The following is a 21806-nucleotide window of genomic DNA, read 5'->3' as shown; positions in this document are numbered from 1 at the left end:
CCAGCAGATGCAGGCCGCCACGACCGGCGCGGTCGAGGCGATCCGCGGCATCGGGGAGACGGTGGAGCGGACCAGCGGGATCGCCACCGCCATCGCCGCTGCCGTGGAGGAGCAGGGCGCGACCACGCGGGAGATCGCCCGCAGCGCTGCCCAGGTGGCCGGCGGCACGGATGTGGTGAACCAGGCCATCTCCGGGGTCCGCGCCGCGGCGGAGGAGACGGGAAGCGCCGCGGCGGGCATGCTTTCCGCCACCGAGGCCCTTGCCGGGCAGACCGCCATCCTGCGGGAGAAGTCGGCCGGCTTCCTGCGGGCCGTGCGGGCGGCATAGGGCGCCCCCCAGGGCCCTGGCTTGCGGAACCGGTGCTTGGCACCCTATCTGCCGCCCGCCCTCCCGGCGGCCATTCCCGGCGAAGGGCGGCGCAGGGGGAATTGCGGATGGCTCATCGGATTGCGGTTGCGGGCGCCACGGGGCAGGTCGGGCGCGAGATCATCAAGACTCTGGCGGAGCGGGAATTCCCGGCCGCGGATGTCTCGGCCCTCGCCTCGGGGCGCGCGGTGGGCGGTTCCATTTCCTTCGGGGAGCGGAACCTCAGCGTCGGTGCCGTGGAACGGCATGACTGGGCCTCCACCGATCTCGTCTTCCTCGCGCCCGGCACGACCGGGCCGGTGACCCTGGCCCGCAAGGCCGTCGCGGCTGGTTGCGTGGTCATCGACGTGACCGGGATGAGCGATCCCGACGCGCCCGTGGTCGTCCCGGAAGTCAATCCCGGCGCCCTGGCGGCCAACCCGCGCATCGTGGCCTCGCCGGTGGCCGGGGCGATCCTGCTGTCCCTGGTGCTGCATCCGCTCCAGGCCCTGGGCGGGCTGGTCCGCATCGTGGCCACCTCCCTCCAGCCGGTCTCGGGGGCGGGGAAGGACGCCATGGACGAGCTGTTCAGCCAGACCCGCGGCGTGTTCGTGAACGACACGGCCACGCCGGAGCAGTTCACCAAGCCCATCGCCTTCAACCTGATCCCCCATGTCGGCGGCTTCGGCGAGGGCGGGCTGACCGATGAGGAGGAGGCGATCGCCGAGGACACCTCCCGCCTGCTGGGCGGGGTGGCGGTGGCGGCGACCTGCGTGCGGGTTCCGGTCTTCATTGGCCAGTCCCTCTCGGTGCATGCGAGCTTCGACCGCCCGATCGACGAGGCGGAGGCGCGGGAAGCAATCCGGGGCGCCCCGGGGCTGACCCTGCTCGACCGGCGGGATGATGGTGGCTACGTCACCCCGCTGGAGACGGTGGGGGAGGACCCGGTCTTCGTCTCCCGCCTCAGGGTGGACCCCACGGGGCCGAATGGAATCGCCCTGTGGTGCGCGGGCGACAACCTGCGCAAGGGAGGGGCGCTGAACGCGGTGCAGATCGCTGAGGAGCTGGCGCGCCGGGGAGCGTTGCGGGGCTGAAACCAGTTCTGGGAAGCGCGTGGTTACAAGGCCCTAGGGCATCCGGGCGGGGAGTAGTTGCGAGCCTGTCGCAACACCTTGATTTCGTGGAATTGACGCTTCGCGGTGGCGCACCATAAAAGCGCCACAGCCCTGCGCGGACCTGTCACGCGCCGCGGCAAGAATTGCAGGACGCCGCATGGCCCATTCCAACGACGCGCGCGAAGCCGTCATGATCGGCCGCCGCACGGACGGCACCATCATCCGCCGGCCGCTCTCCCCGCATCTGCAGGTCTATGACATGATGCAGATGACGAGTGCGCTTTCCATCATGCACCGCATCACAGGCTCGACCTGGGCGGTGGGTCTCATCTTCCTCGTCTGGTTCCTGGCCGCGACGGCGGCGGGCCCCGAGGCCTATGCCCGCATGCAGTGGTTCATGGGCAGCTTCTTCGGGGTGATCCTGCTCTTCGGGATCACGGTCGCCGCCTGGTACCACACCCTGGCCGGCGTCCGGCACCTGATGTGGGACTATGGCTATGGCTACGACATCCCGACCACCTACCGCACGGGTTGGTGGGTGATCATCGCCACGGGCGTGATGACGGTCCTGACCTGGGTCGTTGCCATCATCGCCTGGGCGTCGTGAGGGAGATCGAGGCATGAGCGACCGCCAGACCCGCCTCCAGACGCCGCTCCGCCGCGTTCGCGGCTTCGGCTCCGCCAAGAACGGCACCCATCACTGGTGGATGCAGCGCGTCACCTCGATCGCGCTGCTGCCGCTGACCCTGTGGTTCGCCTTTTCCATCGCCGCCCGCGCGGGCGACCGGTGGGAGGTGATGGCCGAGTGGATCGCGCGGCCCTTCAACGCCGTGCTGCTGATCGTCCTGATCGCCGTGGGCTTCTACCATACGGCCTCGGGCCTCCAGGTGGTGGTGGAGGACTATATCCGCCCGGACCGCAGCGTGATGGCGATCAACATGGCCATCAAGGCGGTGCTGACCCTGCTGGGCCTGCTGGCGGCGCTGTCCGTCATCCGGCTCGCCGTTTGATGAACCTCCCGCGGCCCCTCCCTTCCGGCCGCGGAAAGGCTCCCCATATTCACCCCAGGCGCCTCGGCGCCTGGCGGCCACGCCAGCCCCGGCGTGGCTTTGATGCCCTGCCGGGTACCCCTTTCAGCGCCCTTCCGGGCCGCGTTTCCAGCGCCCTGTTGGACGGAAGAACACGCGCCGCAAACGGCGCAAGGACCGACGAGAGCCCGCGATGAACGCCATCAGCCAGCCTCCGCGCCCCGGGATCAACGGCGGCGCCTATCGCATTGTGGACCACACCTATGACGTGGTGGTGGTGGGTGCCGGCGGTGCCGGCCTCCGCGCCACCTTCGGCATGGGCGCCGCGGGCCTGAAGACCGCCTGCATCACGAAGGTCTTTCCCACCCGTTCCCACACCGTGGCCGCCCAGGGTGGCGTCGGCGCCGCGCTCGGCAACATGGGCGAGGATGACTGGCGCTGGCACATGTACGACACCGTGAAGGGGTCGGACTGGCTGGGTGACCAGGACGCCATCGAATACATGTGCCGCGAGGCCGTGCCGGCGATCATCGAGCTGGAGCACTTCGGCGTGCCCTTCAGCCGGACCGAGGACGGCAAGATCTACCAGCGCCCCTTCGGCGGCCACATGCAGAACTACGGCAAGACGCCGGCCATGCGCGCCTGCGCGGCGGCCGACCGCACGGGCCATGCGATCCTGCACACGCTGTACCAGCAGTCGCTGAAGCATAACTGCGAGTTCTTCGTCGAATACATCGCCCTCGACCTGATCATGGACGAGGAAGGCGCCTGCCGCGGCGTGATGGCCTGGTGCCTTGAGGACGGCTCGATCCACCGCTTCCGCGCACAGACGACGGTGATGGCGACGGGCGGCTATGGCCGCGCCTGGTTCTCCTGCACCTCCGCCCATACCTGCACGGGCGACGGCAACGGCATGGTGCTGCGCGCCGGCCTGCCGCTGCAGGACAACGAGTTCGTGCAGTTCCATCCCACCGGCATCTACGGCTCGGGCTGCCTCGTGACCGAGGGCGCGCGCGGCGAGGGCGGCTACCTCACCAATTCCGAGGGCGAGCGCTTCATGGAGCGCTACGCGCCGACGGCGAAGGACCTGGCGTCGCGTGACGTCGTCTCCCGCGCCATGTCGATGGAGATCCGCGAGGGGCGGGGCGTCGGGCCGCACAAGGACCACATCCACCTGCACCTGGAGCATCTGGGCGCGGACCTGCTGCATGAGCGCCTGCCCGGCATTTCCGAGACGGCGAAGATCTTCGCCGGCGTGGACGTGACGAAGGAGCCGATCCCGATGCTCCCGACCGTCCACTACAACATGGGCGGCATCCCCACGAACATCCATTGCGAGGTGCTGCGCCCGACGCCGACCGACCAGGACGCGACCGTTCCTGGCCTGATGGCGGTGGGCGAGGCGGCCTGCGTGTCCGTCCATGGCGCGAACCGCCTGGGTACCAACTCGCTGCTCGACCTCGTGGTCTTCGGCCGCGCCGCCGCGCTGCGCGCCAAGGATACGATCCGCCCCGGTGCCACCCAGGCGCCGCTGCCGGAGGGCGCTGGCGAGAATGCGCTCGCCCGCCTGGATCGCGTGCGCTACGCCAAGGGCAGCACCTCGGTCTCCGAGCTGCGCCTGACCATGCAGCGCACCATGCAGGCCCATGCCGCCGTGTTCCGCACCTCCGAGTTGCTGAAGGAAGGTTGCGAGAAGATGGCGAAGGTGGCCGAGGGCTACAGCGACATCCGCATCGCCGACCGCAGCCTGATCTGGAACAGCGACCTCGTCGAGGCGATGGAGCTGGACAACCTGATCGGCAACGCGCTGACGACGGTGGTGGGCGCCGAGGCCCGGCACGAGTCCCGTGGTGCGCATGCGCATGAGGACTACCCCGAGCGCGACGACCAGAACTGGATGAAGCACACCCTGGCCTGGGTGAACGACAAGTACCAGGTCAAGCTCGACTACCGTGACGTGAAGATGCGGACCCTCACCAACGAGGTTCAGGTCTTCCCGCCCAAGGCGCGCGTCTACTAAGGAAGGCGGGACAAGAAACCCATGGCGACCTTCACTCTTCCCAAGAACAGCACGGTCCAGCCGGGCAAGGTCTTTCAGGCCGAGGCCGGCGCGACGAATGTGCGTTCCTTCAAGATCTACCGCTTCGACCCGGACTCCGGTGAGAACCCGCGGATGGACACCTACGAGATCGATCTCGACAAGTGCGGCCCGATGGTCCTGGACGCGCTCATCAAGATCAAGAACGAGGTGGACACGACGCTCACCTTCCGGCGCTCCTGCCGCGAGGGCATCTGCGGTTCCTGCTCGATGAACATCGACGGGCTGAACACCCTGGCCTGCCTCAAGCCGATCGAGGACGTGACGGGCGAGGTGCGGATCAACCCGCTGCCGCACATGCCGGTGGTGAAGGATCTGGTCCCGGATCTCTCCCACATCTACGCCCAGCTCACCTCCATCCAGCCCTGGCTGAAGTCCGACACGGCCCCGCCGCCGGACGGGGAGCGGCTGCAGTCCAAGGAGGAGCGCGCGAAGCTCGACGGGCTGTGGGAGTGCATCCTGTGCTTCTGCTGCTCTACGGCCTGCCCCTCCTACTGGTGGAACGGCGACCGGTATCTCGGCCCGGCGGTGCTGCTCCAGGCCTATCGCTGGATCGCGGATAGCCGCGACGAGGCGACCGGGGACCGCCTGGATCAGCTCCAGGATCCGTTCCGCCTCTATCGCTGCCACACCATCATGAACTGCGCCCGGACCTGCCCCAAGGGGCTGAACCCGGCCCAGGCGATCGGCGAGATCAAGATGCTTCTCGCCGAGCGCGAGGGCTGATCCGGCCGGCAAGGGATCAGGGCCGCCCCCGGGGCGGCCCTTTTCATATCAGGGCATGAAGGCCGCGATCATTGGCGCCGGGCCGGCCGGGCTCGCCGCGGCGGAACTACTTTCGGAAGCGGGTGTGGCGGTCACCGTGCTGGACCGCATGCCCAGCCCTGCGCGCAAGCTGCTCATGGCCGGGCGCGGCGGGCTGAACATCACCCATACCGAGCCGCTCGACCTCTTCCTCTCCCGCTATGGGGCAGCGCGCGCGCGGCTGGAGCCGGCTGTGCGCGCCTTCCCGCCCGAGGCCCTTCGCGCCTGGTGCGAGGAACTGGGGCAGGAGACCTTCGCCGGCAGCAGCGGGCGCGTCTTTCCCCGCGCGATGAAGGCCGCGCCGCTGCTGCGCGCCTGGCTGGCGCGGCTGGAGGCGCGGGGCGTCACCCTGCACACGCGCCACGCCTGGACGGGCTGGGACGAGGACGGCGCCCTGGTCTTCGCGCGACCCGGAGAGGAAGCGCTGCGACTGAAGCCTGATACGGCGCTCCTGGCCATGGGCGGCGCCTCCTGGCCCAGGCTCGGTTCGGATGGCGGCTGGGCGCCCATCCTGGCCGAACGCGGCGTGGCGCTGGCGCCTTTCGCCCCTGCGAATATGGGTCTTCTCATCGAATGGTCCGACCATCTGCGGGACCGCTTCGCCGGCACGCCGTTGAAGCGGATCGCGCTCTCCTTCGGTGGGCGGACGGTGCGCGGCGAGGCGGTGGTGACGGCGCGGGGGCTGGAGGGCGGGGCGGTCTATGCGCTTTCGGCCGCGATCCGCGACGCGGTGGTGGCGCAGGGCGAGGCGACCGTCTTCCTGGACCTTCGTCCCGACATGGCGGAGGCGGAGGTGGCGCGCCGGGTGGCGGCGCCACGCCGCGGGCAGTCCCTTTCCAACCATCTGCGCCGCCAGCTCGCGCTTCCGCCCGTCTCCATCGCCCTGCTGCGGGAAGGGGCGGCGCCGCCCGAGGCCGCGATCAAGGCGCTTCCGCTGCGCATCAGCGGGGTGGCGGGGCTGGATCGCGCCATATCGTCGGCTGGCGGCATCCGGCTGGAGGAGCTGGACGAGGATTACGGGCTCCGGCGCGTCCCGGGCGTGTTTGCCGCCGGGGAGATGCTGGACTGGGAGGCGCCGACCGGCGGGCACCTGCTGACGGCCTGCTTCGCCACGGGCCGGGCCGCGGCGCGCGGGATGCTGCGCGTGATGGGCCGCTAGATCACAAAGTTCAGCGGCTCGGCGGCGGGGCGCTGCAGCCCGGCGGCCTGGGCGCGGCGGAGCAGGTCCTCCAGCGTCAGCCCCTCCAGCCTCTCGCGCAGCACGGCATCCAGTTCGGCCCAGAGCGGGACAACCACGGCGTTCTGCAGCGCGCCGATGAGGTCGCTGCCGCCATCGCTGCCATCCGCCACGGCCGCGATCACCTCGGAAAGCCGGATGTCGCGGGGGCGGCGGCCCAGGCGGTAGCCGCCGCGCGGGCCACGCACGCCTTCCAGCAATCCGGCGCGGGAAAGGGCCTGGAAGACCGGCTCGATCCCGCGCCTTGCTGCGCCGAGCCGCTCCGCCACCTCGGCGCCGCCGGCGACCGGGCCATCCGAGCCACGCCCGGCATGGAAGGCGACATCGAGCAGCACGGAGATGGCAGTCTGGGCGCGGTCCTGGCGCAGCAGGCGGAGGCTGGGTTGCATGGCGATTATTTACGCATTCTCCGCGTGGATATCCAGCGCGCGGAGCGCATTTTCCACCTCGCGCCGGCCCTCCGCCGAGAGAGGCGGCTGAGGGGGTAGTGGGGAGCCCACGGGGAAGCCCTGGATCTCCAGCGCACCCTTGATGCAGGCGGCCAGGGCATGCCGGGCGAAGAGTTCGTTGATCCGCCAGAGCCGCCGCTGCAGCGCCATGGCACCCGTCCAGTCCCCGGCGCGGCAGAGTTCGTAGAGCCGCACGCTCTGGCGCGGGATGGCGCAGGCCGGGCCGGCCATCCAGCCCACGCCGCCGATCAGCATCACCGCCGCCGGGATGTGGGCGGAAGCCGCGAAGACGCGAATCCGACCCTCCGTGCGGTCCATGATGGAGAGGAGGCGGCCGGTATTGGTGGAGGCGTCCTTCACATAGCCAATCCGGGGATGGCGGGAGAGTGCCTCGAGCGCGGGGAGGGAGAGGTCGGAGCGCTGAAACTGGGGGTTGGTGTAGAGCACCACCGGCAGCTCCGTGGCATCGGCAACCGCATTGAAATAGGCCACCACCCCCGCCTCCGGCACGGGGAAATAGGCTTCGAGGATGGCGAGGATGCCGTCCGCGCCGAGCTCGGAGGCTTCCCGCGCCTGGCGCACAGCCTCGGCGGTGGTCGTGGCGGCGATGCCGGCCACCACGGGCACGCGCCCCGCGGCCGCCTCCACCACCACCTGGATGATGCGCCGGCGCTGGGCGGCGTTGAGATAGGCGAATTCACCCGTGCTCCCGAGCGGGGTCAGCCCGTGCACGCCCGAGGCGATAAGGTGGTCCACCAGCCCGGCCAGAACCTCCTCCATGACGCTCCCATCCGGGGCTATGGGGGAGACGAGATAGGGAAAGACGCCGTGGAGGTCCTGCATGCGGGGCAGGTTACGGTTCCGCGCGCCGCAGCGGAACGGGTTTGCGAGTGGACAGGCTGCCAACCTGTCCGGCTTCGCCGGGCGCCGGGGCCGGTATAGCGTCCGGCCGCCCGCCAGGCCCAAAGGAACGCCCATGTCCCCGATCATCGACAGCATCGAAGCCCTTGAGGCCCTCTATGGCGTGCCGAACGACGCCTCCACGGTGAAGGAGGTGCCGGTGATCACGCCGGAATACCGGGCGATGATCGATGCCTCGCCCTTCGCGGCACTGGCCACTTGCGGGCCGGAGGGGCTGGACTGCTCGCCCCGCGGCGACCGGCTGGGCGAACTGGTGCGGGTGGCGGATGAGCGCACGCTGCTGATGCCGGACCGGCGCGGGAACAACCGGGTGGATTCGCTGCGCAACATCGTGCGTGACCCGCGCGTGGCGCTGATGTTCCTCATCCCCGGCCATGGGAATGCACTGCGCGTGAACGGGCGGGCGCAGGTCTCGGTGGATCCCGCGCTGCTGGAGAGCTTCATGGTGGAGGGAAAGGCCCCGCGCAGCGTGATCGTGGTCACGGTCGAGACCGTCTATTTCCAGTGCGCCCGCGCGGTGATCCGGGCGCGGCTATGGGAATCGGATGCTCGCGTCGAGCCGGGACGCCTGCCGACGGCGGGCCGCATCCTGGCCGCGCTCAGCGAGGGCAAGGTGGGCGGAGAGCCTTATGATTCCGGCTGGGCGGAGCGGGCAAAGGAGACGATGTGGTAGGCGGGCTTTTCAGCCCGCCACCCATTTGGCGATGAGCAGCGCGCCGCCGAGGAGAAGGGCGGCGCGCAGCGGCAGGTGGATCCAGCGGGCGATCACGCCACCATCCGGCCCTGGCCGCGCAACAGCACCAGCCTTGCGACGCGGGTGGCCTCGGCGGGATCGGGGAAGGCGGCGCCCTGCAGGTCTTCCAGCACCGGATCGGTGGCGAGGAAGACCCAGTCCAGCTCACGCGCCACGGCGACGCCGACGAAGCGGCCCTCGACGCTGATGGGGCGGGAGGAAAGCATGGTCACAGCCCCCCAAGGGCGCGCAGCAGGGCGCGCTCGATATCGGATTGGCGCGGCGGCGCCGGGGTGCGGGGAAAAAGGCGCGCGAACAGGGTGCGCAGCATGGTGGCAGTGCGGGTCATGGCATCCATCTCCTGGCCGCTCAGGGCCTGGACGAGGTGAGGGAAGGGGAGGAGGGCGTGGCGATCAGCGCCGACAGCGCTCCGCATTCCTGATTTCCCGGGCCATCTGGAACCTCCTGGCGAGGCGGGTTGACATGCCCCTAGAATCAACGTTGGGGCAGTGTGGGTCAATGAAATGAACTGATCGAATTGTGGGTTATTCCTGGGATGAAGCCATCGCCGGCCGTGGTTTTACGATGGACGCCATCCCCGACGCGCGGGATAAGCGGCGGCCATGCCCTCCCGCCCTGATGTTCCCGCTAACCCTCCTCGTGGCCGCCTCTATGGCAGCGTGCTGGAAGCGGTGGGTGCCACGCCGCTGGTGCGCCTCCCCCGGCTGGAAGCCGCCGAGGGGCTGGCAGCGCGGCTGGCGCTGAAGCTGGAATTCTACAACCCGCTTGCCTCGGTGAAGGACCGGATCGGCCTGGCCATGGTAGAGGAGGCCGAACGGGCCGGGATAATCCGGCCGGGCGAATCCACCCTGGTGGAGCCGACCTCCGGCAATACCGGCATCGCCCTGGCCTTCGTGGCCGCCGCCAAGGGCTACCGGCTGATCGTGGTGATGCCCGATGGTGCCAGCGAGGAGCGGCGCAAGATGATGGCGCTGCTGGGGGCGGAGCTGGTGCTCACCCCGGCCAGGCGTGGCATGGCAGGCGCCATCGAGAAGGCCGAGGCGATCATCGCCTCCACCCCTGGCGCCTGGATGCCGCGGCAGTTCGACAACCCCGCCAATCCCCTGGTCCATGAGCGGACCACGGCGGAGGAGATCTGGGCCGACACAGGTGGCGAGGTGGACGCGGTGGTGGGCGGCGTGGGCACGGGCGGCACGCTGACCGGCATTGCCAGGGCGCTGAAGCCGCGCCGGCCCGGGATGCGCGTCGTCGCGGTGGAACCGGCCGAATCCGCGGTTCTCTCGGGGGACGAGGCCGGGCCGCACGACATCCAGGGCATCGGCGCGGGATTCCGCCCGAAGGTGCTGGAACTGGAGCGGATGGACGCCGTTATCCGCGTCTCGGAACGCGAGGCGCTGGCCGCCGCACGGCGATGTGCGCGGGAGGAGGGAATCCCGATCGGGATTTCCTCAGGCGCCGTGCTTCACGCCGCGCTGCAGGTGGCGCGCGATCCGGCGATGCAGGGGAAGCTTGTGGTCGGCATCGCTGCCAGCTTCGCCGAGCGTTACCTCTCGACGGAGCTCTTCGCCGGGCTCTGACGGCCCGAAGAAGGAGTGAAGGCGTGCCCAGTCTGCGTGCCTGGCTGATGATGGCGCTGATCCGCGCGACCGGCATGAAGGACAAGGCGCGGGACACCGCCAAGTTCCCTGATCGGGTCCGGATGATCCAGGCGCGCGGCCCTGCCCCGCCGGGCAAGGCGCGGGAGAAGCGCCTGCTCATCACGCGGGAGAGCTTTGGCGGCTACGGCGTGTTCACTGTCGCCCCCCGCGATGGCGCAAGCCGCCACCACATCCTGTACCTGCATGGCGGCGCCTATGTGTTCGACCTGCTGGACGTGCATTGGCGCGCGGTGGAGGAACTGGTGCGGCGCACCGGCGCCACGGTGACCATACCGCTTTATCCGCTGGCGCCACGCCATTGCTGGAAGGATGCGCTCGGCATGGTGCAGCCGCTGCATGCTGCACTGGCGGCGCGGCACGGGGCGGAGAACCTGATCGTCGCGGGCGACTCCGCCGGGGGCGGCATGACGCTGGCCCTGGCGCAGTTGATCCGGGATGCCGGGGAACGCCTTCCGGCGGGGCTGGTGATGTTCTCGCCCTGGCTGGATGTTGCCAGCGACGATCCGCGCCTGATGGCGCTGGCGGCCCGGGATCCGATGCTCGCGCCTCCGGCCGCACAGATGGCGGGCCGGTGGTATGCGCGGGACCTGCCGTTGGACGATCCGCGCGTGAGCCCTCTCTATGGCTCGCTCGAGGGGCTGCCGCCGATGATCCTGTTCACGGGCACGCGGGACATGCTGAACGCCGATGCGCACAGGTTGCGTGACAAGGCCGCAGCGGAAGCGGCCGATCTGCGCTTCCGCGAATATGAAGACATGTTCCATGTGTGGGTGTGCCTGCCGATCCCAGAGGCGCGGCAGGCACTGGCCGAGGCGGCCACCTTCATCATCGGCGGCCGATCCTGAGAGGGGCCGCGCCGGGCGGCGCGGCCCGGCCCGTCAGGCCGCCACCAGCCGCGTCCGGGCGAGTTCGCCGCCGAGGAAGCTGGCAATGGCGCCAGGGCCGGAGCGGTCCGTGCCCGCCAGCCCGGCGGCCGCCTCGGCGTCCGGGTTGTAATTGGTGTTGGTGTTCACGTCGTAGGTGAAGACCTTGCCTTCCGGCGTGCGGATGAACTCGATGCCAGCGACCTCGATGCCATTGGCGGCCAGGAACGCTTCCAGCTTCTGGCGCTGGGCGGCATCGATCCCCTCGGGCAGCACGCGGAAGCGGGGCTTCGCGGCGGCCGGGGTTTCACCCACGGGGCAGAAGGCGTCGCCCACGGCGGCGGAGGGGGCGGGCACTTCGCAGACATCGGCGGGGCAGAGCTCGAAGCCCGAGGAGGTGTCCACCTCCACCGCATAGAGGAAGCGGCCGCCGACGAACTCGGCGCGGGTGATGAAGGGCTGGGCGGCGCGGATATAGTCCTGCAGCAACCAGAGACCATCGGCGGGAAGCTCGTCCTCCGGCACCTCGGCGAGGAAGGCTGCCAGCGCGTCGGGATCGGAGAAGAGGCGGACGCCCAGGCCCTTGCCGCCGCGATTCGGCTTCAGGATCAGCGGAGCATTGCCGTAGCGCCGGCGGGCGGCCTGCACCACGTCGCCGGCCTCGCCCCGGACCACGACCGTGCCCGGCACGGTGATGCCGGCCGTTTCCAGTGCCGCGTACTGGCGAGCCTTGCTGATCTCAAGGTCAAGCGCCCGCGGGCCGTTCACGACGCGGCGGCCGTAGCGCTCCAGCCAGGCGAGCACGGCGGCGGTCAGCTCCGCCGAGTAGCGGTGCCCACGCGTGTGCGACGAGGCGGACATGCGGTTGTAGAACACGCCCTCCGGCGGGGGCGCCGAGAGGTCGAAGGTGCCGGAGGAGAGGTTCCACTCGGCCCAGGGCAGGCCACGCTGGTCAAGGGCCCGCGCCAGGGGCGGCAGCCATTCCGGGTTCTCGTGGATGATGTGGATCTTGGACAAGGCGGGCCCTCCGGTCGCGGCTGCGATGTGGTACCGGAGGTAGACCGATCAAGAGGCGTGCGAAAGTGGATTTCACGTCAATCCACGCTAGATCCGCCGGATGCCGGTGAAGGTCGGCAGGCCGGATTGCAGGTCCCGCAGGTTGGAGGCGTAGGCTGTGACGCGGAAATACTGCCCCAGGGGGAGATAGGGCAGGTCCTGCCAGAACTGGGCCTGGATGCGGTCCGCCACCGCCTTCTGGGCCGCCGTGTCGGGCGCGGCCATCCATTCGCGGCGCAGCGCTTCCAGGGCTGGGCTGTCCGGCCAGCCGAACCAGGCGCGGGCGCCATTCGCCCGCAGGCCAAGATGCGCCACCGGGTCCAGCAGCCCCGCCGCGCTGAGGCCGGAGATGAAAACGCTCCATCCGCCCTTCTCCACCGGCTCGCGCGAGTTCCGGCGCTGGACGACGCTGCCCCAATCGGCTGCATAGGCCTCGGCGTTCATTCCGGCGCGGGTGAACATGTCCAGCGCCACTTCGCTCATCGCCTTGAGGATGGGGAAGTCATTGGGCTGGAGGATGAGAACCTTCTCGCCCTTGTAGCCGGCGGCGGCCAGGTCGCGCCGCACCTTGTCCATGTCGCGTGGGCCCCGCAGCGCATCGAGCCCGGCCTCGCTGGCCATGGGCGAGCCGGAGAGGAAGACGCCCACGCCCTCTCGCCAGAGCGTGCGGTCCTCGCCGAAGGCGGCGGTCATGTAGGCGGACTGGTCCAGAGCGCCGAGCACGGCGCGGCGGATGGCCGGGTTGTTGAAGGGTGGCTGCAGGTGGTTGAAGCGCAGGATGCTGATGCTGCTGTCATCGGTGACCTGAACAGTGATGTTCCGGTTCCGCCGCATCAGCGGGATCAGGTCGTTGGGCGGGTATTCCACCCAGTCCACCTCGCCCTGCTGGAGGGCGGCCACGGCCGTCGCGGCATCGGGGAGGATATGCCACTCCACCCTCTCGAAATGGGCGATCTTCGGCCCGGCGGTGCGGCTGGCCGTGCCGCCCTGGCGCGGCACGTATCCATCGAAGCGCGCATAGGCGACGCGGGCGCCGGACACGCGCTCATTGGCGAGGAAGCGGAAGGGCCCGCTGCCGATCACCTCCGGCACGGGGCGGGCCGGATCGAGCATGGCGAGGCGCTCGGGCATGATGGCGGGCATGGCCGCCGTCACCTTGCCCAATGCGCGTGGAAGGAGCGGGAAGGGCTGCTTCAGGCGGAAGCGTATCGTGCGGTCCGTCGGGGCGGAGAGTTCGTCGGTGGCGGCCATCAGCTCGCCGCCGAAGGCATCCCGCGCGGCCCAGCGGCGCAGGCTCGCCACCGCGTCGCGCCCGCGCACGGGCTCGCCGTCATGGAAGCGCAGGCCTTCGCGCAAGGTGAGGGTCCAGTCGCGCCCATCCGCCTCGGTGGCGTGGCCTTCCACCATCTGCGGCTGGACATTGTAGTCGCCATCCAGCCCGTAGAGCGTGTCATAGACCATGAAGCCATGGGTCAGCGTGACGGTCGCGGTGGTGACGACCGGATCGGTGACGGCGAGATCGGCCTGGGGCACGAAGCGCAGCAGGCGGGCGCCCTGCGCCATGGTGAGGCGGGGCGTGGCGAGGGCCGCGCCCGAGGCGAGAAGCTGGCGGCGTGTCGGCATCGGCGATGCTCCTTCCCGGCGAAGGCAAGGTCGGGCGGTGTGGCGCGCCCTGTCAACGATTCCGCTGCGAAACGGCCTTGGCGCCCCGGGACGGCCAGCGCATGCTCGGCGCGTCCGTCCGGGAGAGGCGATGATGACCCTACGCTGCGACCTGATCATCCGTGACGCCACGCTGATCGACGGAACCGGCGCCCCGCGCCGCCGCGGCGATATCGGCGTGACCGGTGACCGGATCGTGGCGATGGGCGATCTCTCCGCGGCCAGCGGGGACCGCGAGGTGATGGCGGCCGGCCGTGCGGTGGCGCCCGGCTTCATCGATGCCCATACGCATGACGACCAAACCGTGCTCTGCGGCCCGGCCTGCATGCTCTGCAAGACGAGCCAGGGCGTGACGACGGTCGTGACGGGGAATTGCGGCATCAGCATCGCGCCCGTGGCGATGTCGGAGCGCCCGCCTGCGCCGCTGGATGGCGTATGCGACACGTCCTGGTACCGCTTCGGCAGCTTCGCCGCCTTTGCCGAGCAGTTCCGCGCCGCTCCTTCCTCGGTGAACACGCTGGCGCTGGTCGGCCATATGTCGCTGCGCATCGGAGCTATGGGAAAGGAACTGGACCGTCCGGCGACGGACGGGGAGGCGGAGCGGATGCGGAGCATGCTCGCCCAGTCCCTTGCTGAAGGCGCGGCGGGGCTTTCCACCGGCCTGTTCTACCCGCCCAGCAAGCATGCGCCGACCGATGAGGTGATCGCGGTGGCGGAGGCGCTGCGCGGCATCGGCGGCCTCTATGTCACGCATATGCGGAACGAGGCGGAGGGCGTGATCGATTCCATCGAGGAGACGCTGCGCATCGGGAAGGCGGTGGGCGCGCCCGTGGTGATCAGCCACCACAAATGCGCGCAGCCCGAGAATCATGGCCGGTCCGTGGAGACGCTGCCGCTGATCGCGCGCCACGCGGAGCGGTATCCGGTGGCCTTCGACGTCTATCCCTATACCGCCTCCTCCACCTCGCTTGCCGCGCGCAAGCCGCGGCCGGACGTGCCCGTGCAGATCACCACCTCCGTCCCGCATCCGGAGATGGCGGGGCGGATGCTATCCGACATCGCGGAGGAGTGGGGTGTCTCGCTGGAAGAGGCGGCGCAGCGGCTGATGCCCGGCGGGGGCGTGTTTCACAACATGGCGGAAGAGGATGTGCGCCGGATCATGGCGCATCCGCTCTCCATGATCGGCAGCGATGGCGGGCCGCTGGCGAAGCAGCCGCATCCTCGGCTCTGGGGCACTTTTCCGCGCGTGCTGGGGCAATACAGCCGGGAGCTCGGGCTGTTCAGCCTGGAGGCCGCGGTCCACAAGATGACCGGCCGCACGGCGGCGGTATTCGGCATCCCCGATCGCGGCGTGCTGCGGGAAGGCGCCTTCGCGGATCTCGTGATGTTCGACCCGGAGACCGTGCGGGACCGCGCCACCTTCGCGGAGCCGCGTCAGGTGGCGGATGGGATCGTGGAGACCTGGGTGAACGGACAGTCCGTCTATTCCCATGCGGCTGGCGCGAGCGAGACGCCGGCGGGGCGGCTGCTGCAGCGGCAGCCGGGCTGAGACGCTACATCCCTGCCCAGCGCAGCAGCGCGATGGCGCCAACCCCCACCACGATGGACAGGCCGAAATTGCCCCATCTGGCATGGGCGGCGGCACAGGGAATGCTGGCCAGCGTCGCCGCGAGATCCTGCTTCGAGAGGGCGAGGGCCACATAGGCGGCGAAGAGCGGCGCGGGCAGGTTGCGCAGCAGCGCGTCGATGAAGGGCGGCGTGGGCACGGCGCGCAGCACCGCATAGCCCCCCGCGCGGCAGAGATACGTCACCACGCCCATGGCGACGATGGCCATCACCACATCCCAGCGCATGGTCATGCCCGGGTCCCCCGCGTTTCCTGCCAGGCCGCGAGGAGGGCGCCCGAGAAGGCACCGGCGAGCAGCGGCACCGGCGCGGGCAGGTGCAGCGCCTGGGTGCCCAGGGCCGTGGCCGCGGCCAGGATCCAGGGCGGCACATCCTTGCGCGGGCTGCGCCAGAGGGCGACGAGGATGCCCACGAAGCTGGCCGTGGCCGCGAAGAAGAGTGGATGGTCCGGCGGCAGGGCCACCACCGAGCCCATCACATGGCCAACACCGGTGAAGATGAGCCATCCGAACCAGGTGAACACGCCAAGGCCGAAGAGGAAGCCCGCATCACGTCCGCCCGCACGGTTCTCCGCGACCGAGAGCGCGAAGGAATGGTCCACCGTGACGAAGAGGGATCCCCAGAGCCGCCATCCCCGCAGATGGTCGAGCCAGAAGGACAGGGCGGCGCCGATCGGCACCATGCGGATATTCACCACCAGCGCCGCGACCGCGACGGCGAGGATGTCCGGCGGGTTGGTCCAGAGTTCGAGCGCGAGAAGCTGCGAGGCGCCGGCAAAGACCAGGGCGCTCATCAGCAGCGTCTCCGCGAGGGTCAGTCCCTTTCCGAGGGCGATGACGCCCACCACCGCCCCGAAGGGCGCGATGCCGAGAAGGAGCGGCACGCCACGCCGGACACCGCGGAGGATGCCGTCCATCGTGAAGGTGATGCGCATCCCGGCCGTATAGGCGGAAGGGGAAGTGGGCACCATGCGCCGCTCCGCGAGGGCAGCCATGCCGGGCCGTCCGACGGAACTGCCGGGAGGGCGGAGGGGTCTTCAGCCGCGCCGGGACTCGATAATCCGCATCTCGGCCTCGGCCGGGTCCGTGTCGAGCGCGGCCTCGGCCACCTCGCGCGGGAAGCCGGCCCGGGCCAGGGAGCCCATGGCCTTCATCCGCGCGGTGCGCATGGCCTCGGGCTCCTCCGGAGGGGAGGGGTCGAAGGGGCCCTGGCGGCGGCGGCGCAGATGGGCGAGGGCCGCCGCCACCTCATCCGTCCCGGCCTCCTCCAGTGTTTCCGCCGCGACCTCCCCGCCCACGCCCTTGGCCGCCAGATGCGCGGAAATGGCGCGGCGGGAGCGTCCGGCGCGGGAAAGCCGGCGGGCGCGGGAAGCGGCGAAGGCCGCATCATCCACCGCCCCGGCCGAGACCATGCGCTTCGCCACGCCGGCCGCCGCGGCGCGGCCCTGTTCCACGATGGGCGCGATCTGCTCCGGCGGCATGCCCTCCCGCTCCGCCCTCTGCGCCCATCGCGCCACCCGGCGCTGCAGCACGCGGGTGAGCCCCGCCTCGGTCGCGGCGAAGCGGGCCAGGTGGTTCAGCGCGGCCTCGTGCAGCCGGGCCTCGGTGGGGGCGGGGCCGGCGGTGGGCGGGCGGCGCTCGCGCTTCCGCCATGCGGGCTTGGAAGGATCCTCGGCCATGGACGGAACCTGCCATGCCCGAACGAGTGGGGGGAGAGGCCGCGCAACGGCTTTCGCCGGGGCGCGTTCCTCGACCACTGCAAGACCACGCCGGAAGGAGGCGCCGCATGACCGATCGTTCCTACAAGTCGACCCTGATGGGCCTGACCGCTGCGGCCGCGCTGCTGGCGGGGCCTGCCCTCGCGCAGACCCAGGCCACGCCGCGCGACGGCACGCCGGGCAACCCCCCCTCGACCGCCACGCAGCGCGCTGCCGACCGTGCGACGGGCAACCAGACGCAGCCGGACGGCACCCCCGGCAACCCGCCCGGCACCGCGCTGGGCCGTGCCGCGGATCGCGCCGGCGATGCCGTCGGCAACGCGACTGACCGTGCCGCCGACAATGCATCCGCCGCGAATCGCCGCGCCGGCGATCCGCTGAACCTGCAGGGCCGCCCGGATGGAACCCCCGGCAACCCGCCGGGCACCGCCCTGGGCCGCACCATCGACAGCGCGGTGGACACCGCCGCGGATAACAGCCAGCGGCCGGGGAATGTGCTGAACGCCCCGGAACGCCCGGATGGCACGGCGGGCAACCCGCCCGGCACCGTTGTCACGCGCGGGCTCGACCGCGCCCTGGGCACCAACATGTCCGGTGCCTTCCCGCGGAACGAGGGCGAGAGCAACGGCGCCAACAGCCCTGATCATGGCGGCCAGGGTGCCACCAGCGGCACGCGCGCGACCGTGACGGGCCGTGGCCCGGCCGCCGAGGGTGGCGTGCGCGAGACCAACCCACCCGCCGCCAGCGCCCGCACCGATATCATGGGCAGCACCCAGTCCGCGCCCGCGGCCAGCGGTGGCCAGGGACCAGGGGCCACCAACCGTCCTGCCAACATGAACCAGGCGGCCAACGCGAACCTGGGGACCAACGAGCCCCGGGCCACCAGCACCAACCAGGCGAACTCCCAGGGGCAGAATTCCCAGGGGCAGAACTCCCAGGGCCCGAACGCCCAAGGGCAGGTGCAGCCCGGCGCGGTGAACCGGACTCCCGATGGCGACCAGGCGCGCGCCGGGACCATGACGGTTCCGCTGCAGAACCAGGCCGCGAACACCGGTACCGGCACGAACGCCAACATGACCGGCAGCAACGCCACCGCGACCACCGGTGCGCAGGGCGGCCAGGCGAACCAGGCCGGCACGGACCGCTCGGCCTCGGGCATGGCGGCCGGCACGGCCGCGACCGCGCCGGCGGCGCAGACCGAGCGGGTGAGCCGCATCATTGGCTCGAACGTCTATAATGAGCGGAACGAGTCCATCGGCTCGATCGACGATGTGATCCTGCCCTCGGGCAATTCCTCGCCGCTCGCGATCGTCTCGGTGGGCGGTTTCCTCGGGATCGGCGCGAAGCTCGTGGCCGTGCCGATGTCGGATCTGCGCTGGTCCGCCGCCGACAACCGCTGGACCATTACCGGCGCGACGCGGGAGAGCCTGACCTCGCTGCCGGCCTATTCCTACGACGCTGCCCGCCGCGGCTGAGCACGGCGCGGCTGCTCCATGCGAAGGGGCCCGGATGCGCAAGCATCCGGGCCTTTTGTGTGTCTCATGGCGTGACGCTCCTCTCGCACACGAAATCACGATGGTGCGGCGAAGGACGGAACCGCTGTCACAATCCAGCGTTGCCCTGACAGGTCCAGCAACATGCAGGACCATTTCAACCGGACCGGAGAAGCTATCCGATGCTGTCCCACACCTTCCGTGCTGCGGCGCTGGCCTTGAGCCTTGGTGGTCTGGCGGCCTGCGCGCAGGACCCGCTGAACACGCAGAACCGCCCGGACGGAACGCCCGGCAACCCGCCGGGCACGGCCGTTTCCCGCGCCAATGCCCAGGTCGGCGACCCGCTGAACACCCAGGGCCGCCCGGATGGCACGCCGGGCAACCCCCCGGGCACGGCCGTTTCCCGCGCCAATGCGCGGGCCGGCGATCCGCTGAACCTGCAGGACCGTCCGGACTGCACCCCCGGCAACCCGCCCGGCACCGCCGTCTCCCGTTCGCTGGGCACGACCGATACCAGCGACTGCGCCCCGCGGACCACGCGCCGCAGCAGCCGCAATCGCTGATCCGGCTTTCCGGGAGGGGGCGCCGCAGCGATGCGGCGCCCTTTCTCGTTTCCGATGGATGAGCCTTGCGTGAAGCGGGGGCCTATCCTTTGACCCGGCGCTTCCTTTCCGTCATCTTCCGCGGCTTCCCGCCCGGCGCTGCGACTTCCGCCCCGCCCGCGGGCCCAACGGAGGGCCACGCCGCGTGATCCCCCCCCTGATGCCGAACTACAACCGTGCCGACCTTGCTTTCGAGCGGGGTGAGGGTGCCTGGCTGTGGGATGCGCAGGGCCGACGATTCCTCGATTTCGGGGCCGGGATCGCGACCACGAGCATTGGCCATGCCCATCCGCATCTCGTGGCCACCATCGCCGAGCAGGCGGGGCGCGTGATGCACACCTCCAATCTCTACCGCGTGCCGCAGGCCGAGCGCCTGGCCGCGCGGCTGGTGGAGGCGACGCCTTTCGCGGACACGGTCTATTTCTCCAACTCGGGCGCCGAGGCGAACGAGGCGATGGTGAAGGCGGTGCGAAAGTACCACGCCGCCAACGGTCATCCGGAGCGCTACCGCACGATCTGCTTCGAGGGCGCCTTCCACGGGCGCACGCTGGCCATGATCTCCGCCACGGGCAACGCCAAGTACCTGGAGGGCTTCGGCCCGCCGGTCGAGGGGTTCGACCACGTGCCCTTCGGCAACATGAACGCCGTGCGCCAGGCGATCACGAAGGAAACGGCGGCGATCATGATCGAGCCGGTGCAGGGCGAGGGCGGCGTGCGTCCGGCCGACCTGCGCTTCCTGCGCGAGCTGCGCGCGGTCTGCGACGAGTTCGGGCTGTTGCTGGCGCTGGACGAGGTGCAGACCGGGATGGGCCGCTCCGGCAAGCTCTGGGCGCATGAATGGGCCGGGATCGAGCCGGATGTCATGTCCTCGGCCAAGGGTATCGGCGGCGGCTTCCCGCTGGGCGCGACGCTCGCGCGCGAGAAGGTGGCAGAGCATCTGAAGCCCGGCACCCATGGCAGCACCTATGGTGGCAACCCGCTGGCCTGCGCGGCCGGCAATGCCGTGCTGGACGTGATCCTGGCGCCGGGCTTCCTCGGTCAGGTGGACCGCGTGGCGCGCCATCTCTGGCGCGGCATGCAGGACCTGGCCGCGCGGCATCCGGCGGTGGTGACGGGGGTGCAGGGCGCGGGCCTGCTGCTCGGGCTGAAGCTGAGCGACGCGGTTTCCAACACCGAGGCGCAGGGCGCCGCGGTGGCGGAAGGGCTGCTGACCGTGGCGGCGGGGATGAATGTGCTGCGCGTGGCGCCGCCGCTCATCATCACCGAGGCCGAGGCGGACGAGGCGCTGCGCCTGCTGGACCGCGCCATGCTGCGCATCACGCCGGGCGCGGCGAAGGCGGCCGCCAAGTGAGCGCAGCGTTGAAGACCGTGGAGGGGGGGCCTGTGGCCCCCCGCCACTTCCTCGAGCTGATGGATTTCGACACCGCGACGCTGCGCCGGATGCTTGATCTCGGGACCCGCACCAAGCGCGGCGAGACGGTGGGCCAGCCCCTGGCCGGCAAGACCGTGGCGCTGATCTTCGAGAAGCCGAGCACGCGGACCCGCGTCTCCTTCGAGGTGGGGATCCGCCAGCTCGGCGGCTTCGTCACCACGCTGACCAGCAAGGACACGCAACTGGGACGCGGCGAGACGCCGGCCGATACGGCGCGCGTGCTGTCCCGCTATGTCGATGCCATCGTGCTGCGCACCGACAATGTCGAGAAGATGCGGGAGCTGGCGCAGTACGCCACGGTGCCCGTGATCAACGGCCTCACGGATGTGTCGCATCCCTGCCAGCTGATGGCGGATGTGATGACCTTCGAGGAGCATCGCGGCCCGATCGCGGGGCAGGTGGTGGCCTGGACCGGCGACGGCAACAACGTGGCGCAGTCCTTCATCCAGGCCGCCGCGCGCTTCAACTTCACGCTCCGCGTCGCCACCCCCGCGCAGCTCGCGCCGCCGGCCGATCTGATCGCCTGGGCGCGCGCGCAGGGCGCGACGGTCGAGCTCTTCAACGATCCGGCGGAGGCGGTGCGCGGTGCGCGCTGCGTGGTGACCGACACCTGGATCTCCATGAGCGACGAGAAGCGCGAGCTGCGGAACCGGCACAACATGCTGGCGCCCTATCAGCTGAACGCCGCGCTGATGCGCCATGCCGCGCCGGACGCCATCGTGATGCATTGCCTGCCCGCCCATCGGGGCGAGGAGATCACCGACGAGGTGATGGACGGCCCGCAGAGCGTGGTGTTCGACGAGGCCGAGAACCGGCTGCACGCGCAGAAGGGCGTGCTGCTCTGGGCCCTGGGCGCGGGCTGAGGCCATTCGCCGCCCCTTTCCCGGGGCTTGACGCAGATCAAGGTCGTTGCGTTCCCGGTTTCGCAACCTGTCTTCAGGCACA

22 protein-coding genes and 1 pseudogene are annotated in these 21806 nt (G+C 70.5%); 15 read left to right on the top strand and 8 right to left on the bottom strand.

Annotated elements, in window-relative coordinates:
* The 7 genes and pseudogenes from J8J14_RS19990 to J8J14_RS19960 form a co-directional block, all read left to right on the top strand.
* Nucleotides 1–328, top strand: a pseudogene (locus J8J14_RS19990) (methyl-accepting chemotaxis protein); the annotation flags it as partial.
* Nucleotides 329–435: 107 nt separating this feature from the next.
* Nucleotides 436–1440, top strand: coding sequence for an aspartate-semialdehyde dehydrogenase (locus J8J14_RS19985; RefSeq protein WP_209381312.1), 1005 nt, complete (start codon nt 436–438; stop codon nt 1438–1440).
* A 178-nt stretch (nt 1441–1618) separates the two neighbouring features.
* Complete coding sequence (sdhC, locus tag J8J14_RS19980) at nt 1619–2068, top strand: succinate dehydrogenase, cytochrome b556 subunit (protein WP_209381311.1); 450 nt, start codon at nt 1619–1621, stop codon at nt 2066–2068.
* 13 nt (nt 2069–2081) lie between these two features.
* Nucleotides 2082–2471, top strand: coding sequence for a succinate dehydrogenase, hydrophobic membrane anchor protein (gene sdhD / locus J8J14_RS19975; RefSeq protein WP_209381310.1), 390 nt, complete (start codon nt 2082–2084; stop codon nt 2469–2471).
* A gap of 211 nt (nt 2472–2682) precedes the next feature.
* The gene (gene sdhA, locus J8J14_RS19970) at nt 2683–4509 is read left to right on the top strand and encodes a succinate dehydrogenase flavoprotein subunit (protein WP_209381309.1); all 1827 of its coding nucleotides are present in this window, start codon (nt 2683–2685) and stop codon (nt 4507–4509) included.
* 21 nt (nt 4510–4530) lie between these two features.
* Nucleotides 4531–5313, top strand: coding sequence for a succinate dehydrogenase iron-sulfur subunit (locus J8J14_RS19965; RefSeq protein ID WP_209381308.1), 783 nt, complete (start codon nt 4531–4533; stop codon nt 5311–5313).
* Nucleotides 5314–5368: 55 nt separating this feature from the next.
* On the top strand, nt 5369–6550 hold the full coding sequence (locus J8J14_RS19960; protein WP_209381307.1) for a TIGR03862 family flavoprotein: 1182 nt from the start codon (nt 5369–5371) through the stop codon (nt 6548–6550).
* Here the strand turns inward: J8J14_RS19960 and J8J14_RS19955 are convergent.
* Nucleotides 6547–7017: an RrF2 family transcriptional regulator gene (locus tag J8J14_RS19955; RefSeq protein ID WP_209381306.1), complete on the bottom strand. Its 471-nt coding sequence runs from the start codon at nt 7015–7017 to the stop codon at nt 6547–6549. The two genes, J8J14_RS19960 and J8J14_RS19955, sit on opposite strands and share 4 nt — an antisense overlap.
* Nucleotides 7018–7026: 9 nt before the next feature.
* Nucleotides 7027–7920, bottom strand: coding sequence for a dihydrodipicolinate synthase family protein (locus J8J14_RS19950; RefSeq protein WP_209381305.1), 894 nt, complete (start codon nt 7918–7920; stop codon nt 7027–7029).
* A 133-nt stretch (nt 7921–8053) separates the two neighbouring features.
* On the opposite strand from J8J14_RS19950, the gene J8J14_RS19945 reads away from it, so the two are divergent.
* Complete coding sequence (locus J8J14_RS19945; protein ID WP_209381304.1) at nt 8054–8671, top strand: pyridoxamine 5'-phosphate oxidase family protein; 618 nt, start codon at nt 8054–8056, stop codon at nt 8669–8671.
* A 92-nt stretch (nt 8672–8763) separates the two neighbouring features.
* Here the strand turns inward: J8J14_RS19945 and J8J14_RS19940 are convergent, their stop codons facing one another.
* Entirely contained in the window at nt 8764–8958 is a 195-nt protein-coding gene (locus J8J14_RS19940; RefSeq protein WP_209381303.1) for a hypothetical protein, read from the bottom strand.
* A gap of 396 nt (nt 8959–9354) precedes the next feature.
* Here J8J14_RS19940 and cysK point away from each other — a divergent pair, with 396 nt between their 5' ends.
* Nucleotides 9355–10329, top strand: a complete 975-nt coding sequence (gene cysK / locus J8J14_RS19935; RefSeq protein ID WP_209381302.1) for a cysteine synthase A — start codon at nt 9355–9357, stop codon at nt 10327–10329.
* A gap of 23 nt (nt 10330–10352) precedes the next feature.
* On the top strand, nt 10353–11255 hold the full coding sequence (locus tag J8J14_RS19930; protein WP_209381301.1) for an alpha/beta hydrolase: 903 nt from the start codon (nt 10353–10355) through the stop codon (nt 11253–11255).
* Between the two features lie 33 nt (nt 11256–11288).
* Here J8J14_RS19930 and J8J14_RS19925 read toward each other — a convergent pair whose 3' ends face one another.
* Nucleotides 11289–12290, bottom strand: coding sequence for an ATP-grasp domain-containing protein (locus tag J8J14_RS19925; protein ID WP_209381300.1), 1002 nt, complete (start codon nt 12288–12290; stop codon nt 11289–11291).
* An 87-nt stretch (nt 12291–12377) separates the two neighbouring features.
* Entirely contained in the window at nt 12378–13952 is a 1575-nt protein-coding gene (locus tag J8J14_RS19920; protein WP_209381299.1) for an ABC transporter substrate-binding protein, read from the bottom strand.
* A 130-nt stretch (nt 13953–14082) separates the two neighbouring features.
* Between J8J14_RS19920 and J8J14_RS19915 the strand changes: the two genes are divergently transcribed.
* Nucleotides 14083–15540: an N-acyl-D-amino-acid deacylase family protein gene (locus tag J8J14_RS19915; RefSeq protein WP_245215994.1), complete on the top strand. Its 1458-nt coding sequence runs from the start codon at nt 14083–14085 to the stop codon at nt 15538–15540.
* 4 nt (nt 15541–15544) lie between these two features.
* Here J8J14_RS19915 and J8J14_RS19910 read toward each other — a convergent pair whose 3' ends face one another.
* The 3 genes from J8J14_RS19910 to J8J14_RS19900 are packed head-to-tail and all read right to left on the bottom strand — an operon-like array spanning nt 15545 to nt 17295.
* A complete protein-coding gene (locus J8J14_RS19910; RefSeq protein WP_245215993.1) occupies nt 15545–15850 on the bottom strand; it encodes an AzlD family protein in 306 nt (101 codons plus the stop codon).
* The gene (locus J8J14_RS19905) at nt 15847–16611 is read right to left on the bottom strand and encodes an AzlC family ABC transporter permease (protein WP_245215992.1); all 765 of its coding nucleotides are present in this window, start codon (nt 16609–16611) and stop codon (nt 15847–15849) included. The genes J8J14_RS19910 and J8J14_RS19905 overlap by 4 nt, the downstream gene beginning before the upstream one ends.
* Nucleotides 16612–16653: 42 nt before the next feature.
* Complete coding sequence (locus J8J14_RS19900) at nt 16654–17295, bottom strand: regulatory protein RecX (RefSeq protein WP_209381298.1); 642 nt, start codon at nt 17293–17295, stop codon at nt 16654–16656.
* A 107-nt stretch (nt 17296–17402) separates the two neighbouring features.
* Between J8J14_RS19900 and J8J14_RS19895 the strand changes: the two genes are divergently transcribed.
* The 4 genes from J8J14_RS19895 (at nt 17403) to argF (ending at nt 21724) form a co-directional block, all read left to right on the top strand.
* Nucleotides 17403–18809: a PRC-barrel domain-containing protein gene (locus J8J14_RS19895; RefSeq protein WP_209381297.1), complete on the top strand. Its 1407-nt coding sequence runs from the start codon at nt 17403–17405 to the stop codon at nt 18807–18809.
* A 200-nt stretch (nt 18810–19009) separates the two neighbouring features.
* The gene (locus J8J14_RS19890) at nt 19010–19390 is read left to right on the top strand and encodes a hypothetical protein (RefSeq protein ID WP_209381296.1); all 381 of its coding nucleotides are present in this window, start codon (nt 19010–19012) and stop codon (nt 19388–19390) included.
* A 184-nt stretch (nt 19391–19574) separates the two neighbouring features.
* Nucleotides 19575–20780: an aspartate aminotransferase family protein gene (locus J8J14_RS19885; RefSeq protein WP_209381295.1), complete on the top strand. Its 1206-nt coding sequence runs from the start codon at nt 19575–19577 to the stop codon at nt 20778–20780.
* Nucleotides 20777–21724 carry an ornithine carbamoyltransferase gene (gene argF, locus J8J14_RS19880; RefSeq protein WP_209381294.1) on the top strand — a complete coding sequence of 316 codons (948 nt, stop codon included), beginning with the start codon at nt 20777–20779 and terminating at the stop codon, nt 21722–21724. Before J8J14_RS19885 ends, argF begins: the two co-directional genes overlap by 4 nt.
* Nucleotides 21725–21806 lie beyond the last annotated feature (82 nt).

The organism is Pararoseomonas baculiformis (assembly GCF_017813395.1).
GTDB classification, from domain to species: domain Bacteria; phylum Pseudomonadota; class Alphaproteobacteria; order Acetobacterales; family Acetobacteraceae; genus Roseomonas; species Roseomonas baculiformis.
Note: the sequence above shows the minus strand (reverse complement) of the source record. Positions and strands in the feature narration are given on the sequence as shown.

What these genes read in the sequence shown, in the direction of transcription:
- J8J14_RS19985 (WP_209381312.1), top strand. Translation starts at nt 436, where the DNA reads ATGGCTCATCGGATTGCGGTTGCGGGCGCCACGGGGCAGGTCGGGCGC.
- sdhC (WP_209381311.1), top strand. Translation starts at nt 1,619, where the DNA reads ATGGCCCATTCCAACGACGCGCGCGAAGCCGTCATGATCGGCCGCCGC.
- sdhD (WP_209381310.1), top strand. Translation starts at nt 2,082, where the DNA reads ATGAGCGACCGCCAGACCCGCCTCCAGACGCCGCTCCGCCGCGTTCGC.
- sdhA (WP_209381309.1), top strand. Translation starts at nt 2,683, where the DNA reads ATGAACGCCATCAGCCAGCCTCCGCGCCCCGGGATCAACGGCGGCGCC.
- J8J14_RS19965 (WP_209381308.1), top strand. Translation starts at nt 4,531, where the DNA reads ATGGCGACCTTCACTCTTCCCAAGAACAGCACGGTCCAGCCGGGCAAG.
- J8J14_RS19960 (WP_209381307.1), top strand. Translation starts at nt 5,369, where the DNA reads ATGAAGGCCGCGATCATTGGCGCCGGGCCGGCCGGGCTCGCCGCGGCG.
- J8J14_RS19955 (WP_209381306.1), bottom strand. Translation starts at nt 7,017, where the DNA reads ATGCAACCCAGCCTCCGCCTGCTGCGCCAGGACCGCGCCCAGACTGCC.
- J8J14_RS19950 (WP_209381305.1), bottom strand. Translation starts at nt 7,920, where the DNA reads ATGCAGGACCTCCACGGCGTCTTTCCCTATCTCGTCTCCCCCATAGCC.
- J8J14_RS19945 (WP_209381304.1), top strand. Translation starts at nt 8,054, where the DNA reads ATGTCCCCGATCATCGACAGCATCGAAGCCCTTGAGGCCCTCTATGGC.
- J8J14_RS19940 (WP_209381303.1), bottom strand. Translation starts at nt 8,958, where the DNA reads ATGCTTTCCTCCCGCCCCATCAGCGTCGAGGGCCGCTTCGTCGGCGTC.
- cysK (WP_209381302.1), top strand. Translation starts at nt 9,355, where the DNA reads ATGCCCTCCCGCCCTGATGTTCCCGCTAACCCTCCTCGTGGCCGCCTC.
- J8J14_RS19920 (WP_209381299.1), bottom strand. Translation starts at nt 13,952, where the DNA reads ATGCCGACACGCCGCCAGCTTCTCGCCTCGGGCGCGGCCCTCGCCACG.
- J8J14_RS19915 (WP_245215994.1), top strand. Translation starts at nt 14,083, where the DNA reads ATGATGACCCTACGCTGCGACCTGATCATCCGTGACGCCACGCTGATC.
- J8J14_RS19910 (WP_245215993.1), bottom strand. Translation starts at nt 15,850, where the DNA reads ATGACCATGCGCTGGGATGTGGTGATGGCCATCGTCGCCATGGGCGTG.
- J8J14_RS19905 (WP_245215992.1), bottom strand. Translation starts at nt 16,611, where the DNA reads ATGGCTGCCCTCGCGGAGCGGCGCATGGTGCCCACTTCCCCTTCCGCC.
- J8J14_RS19900 (WP_209381298.1), bottom strand. Translation starts at nt 17,295, where the DNA reads ATGGCCGAGGATCCTTCCAAGCCCGCATGGCGGAAGCGCGAGCGCCGC.
- J8J14_RS19895 (WP_209381297.1), top strand. Translation starts at nt 17,403, where the DNA reads ATGACCGATCGTTCCTACAAGTCGACCCTGATGGGCCTGACCGCTGCG.
- J8J14_RS19890 (WP_209381296.1), top strand. Translation starts at nt 19,010, where the DNA reads ATGCTGTCCCACACCTTCCGTGCTGCGGCGCTGGCCTTGAGCCTTGGT.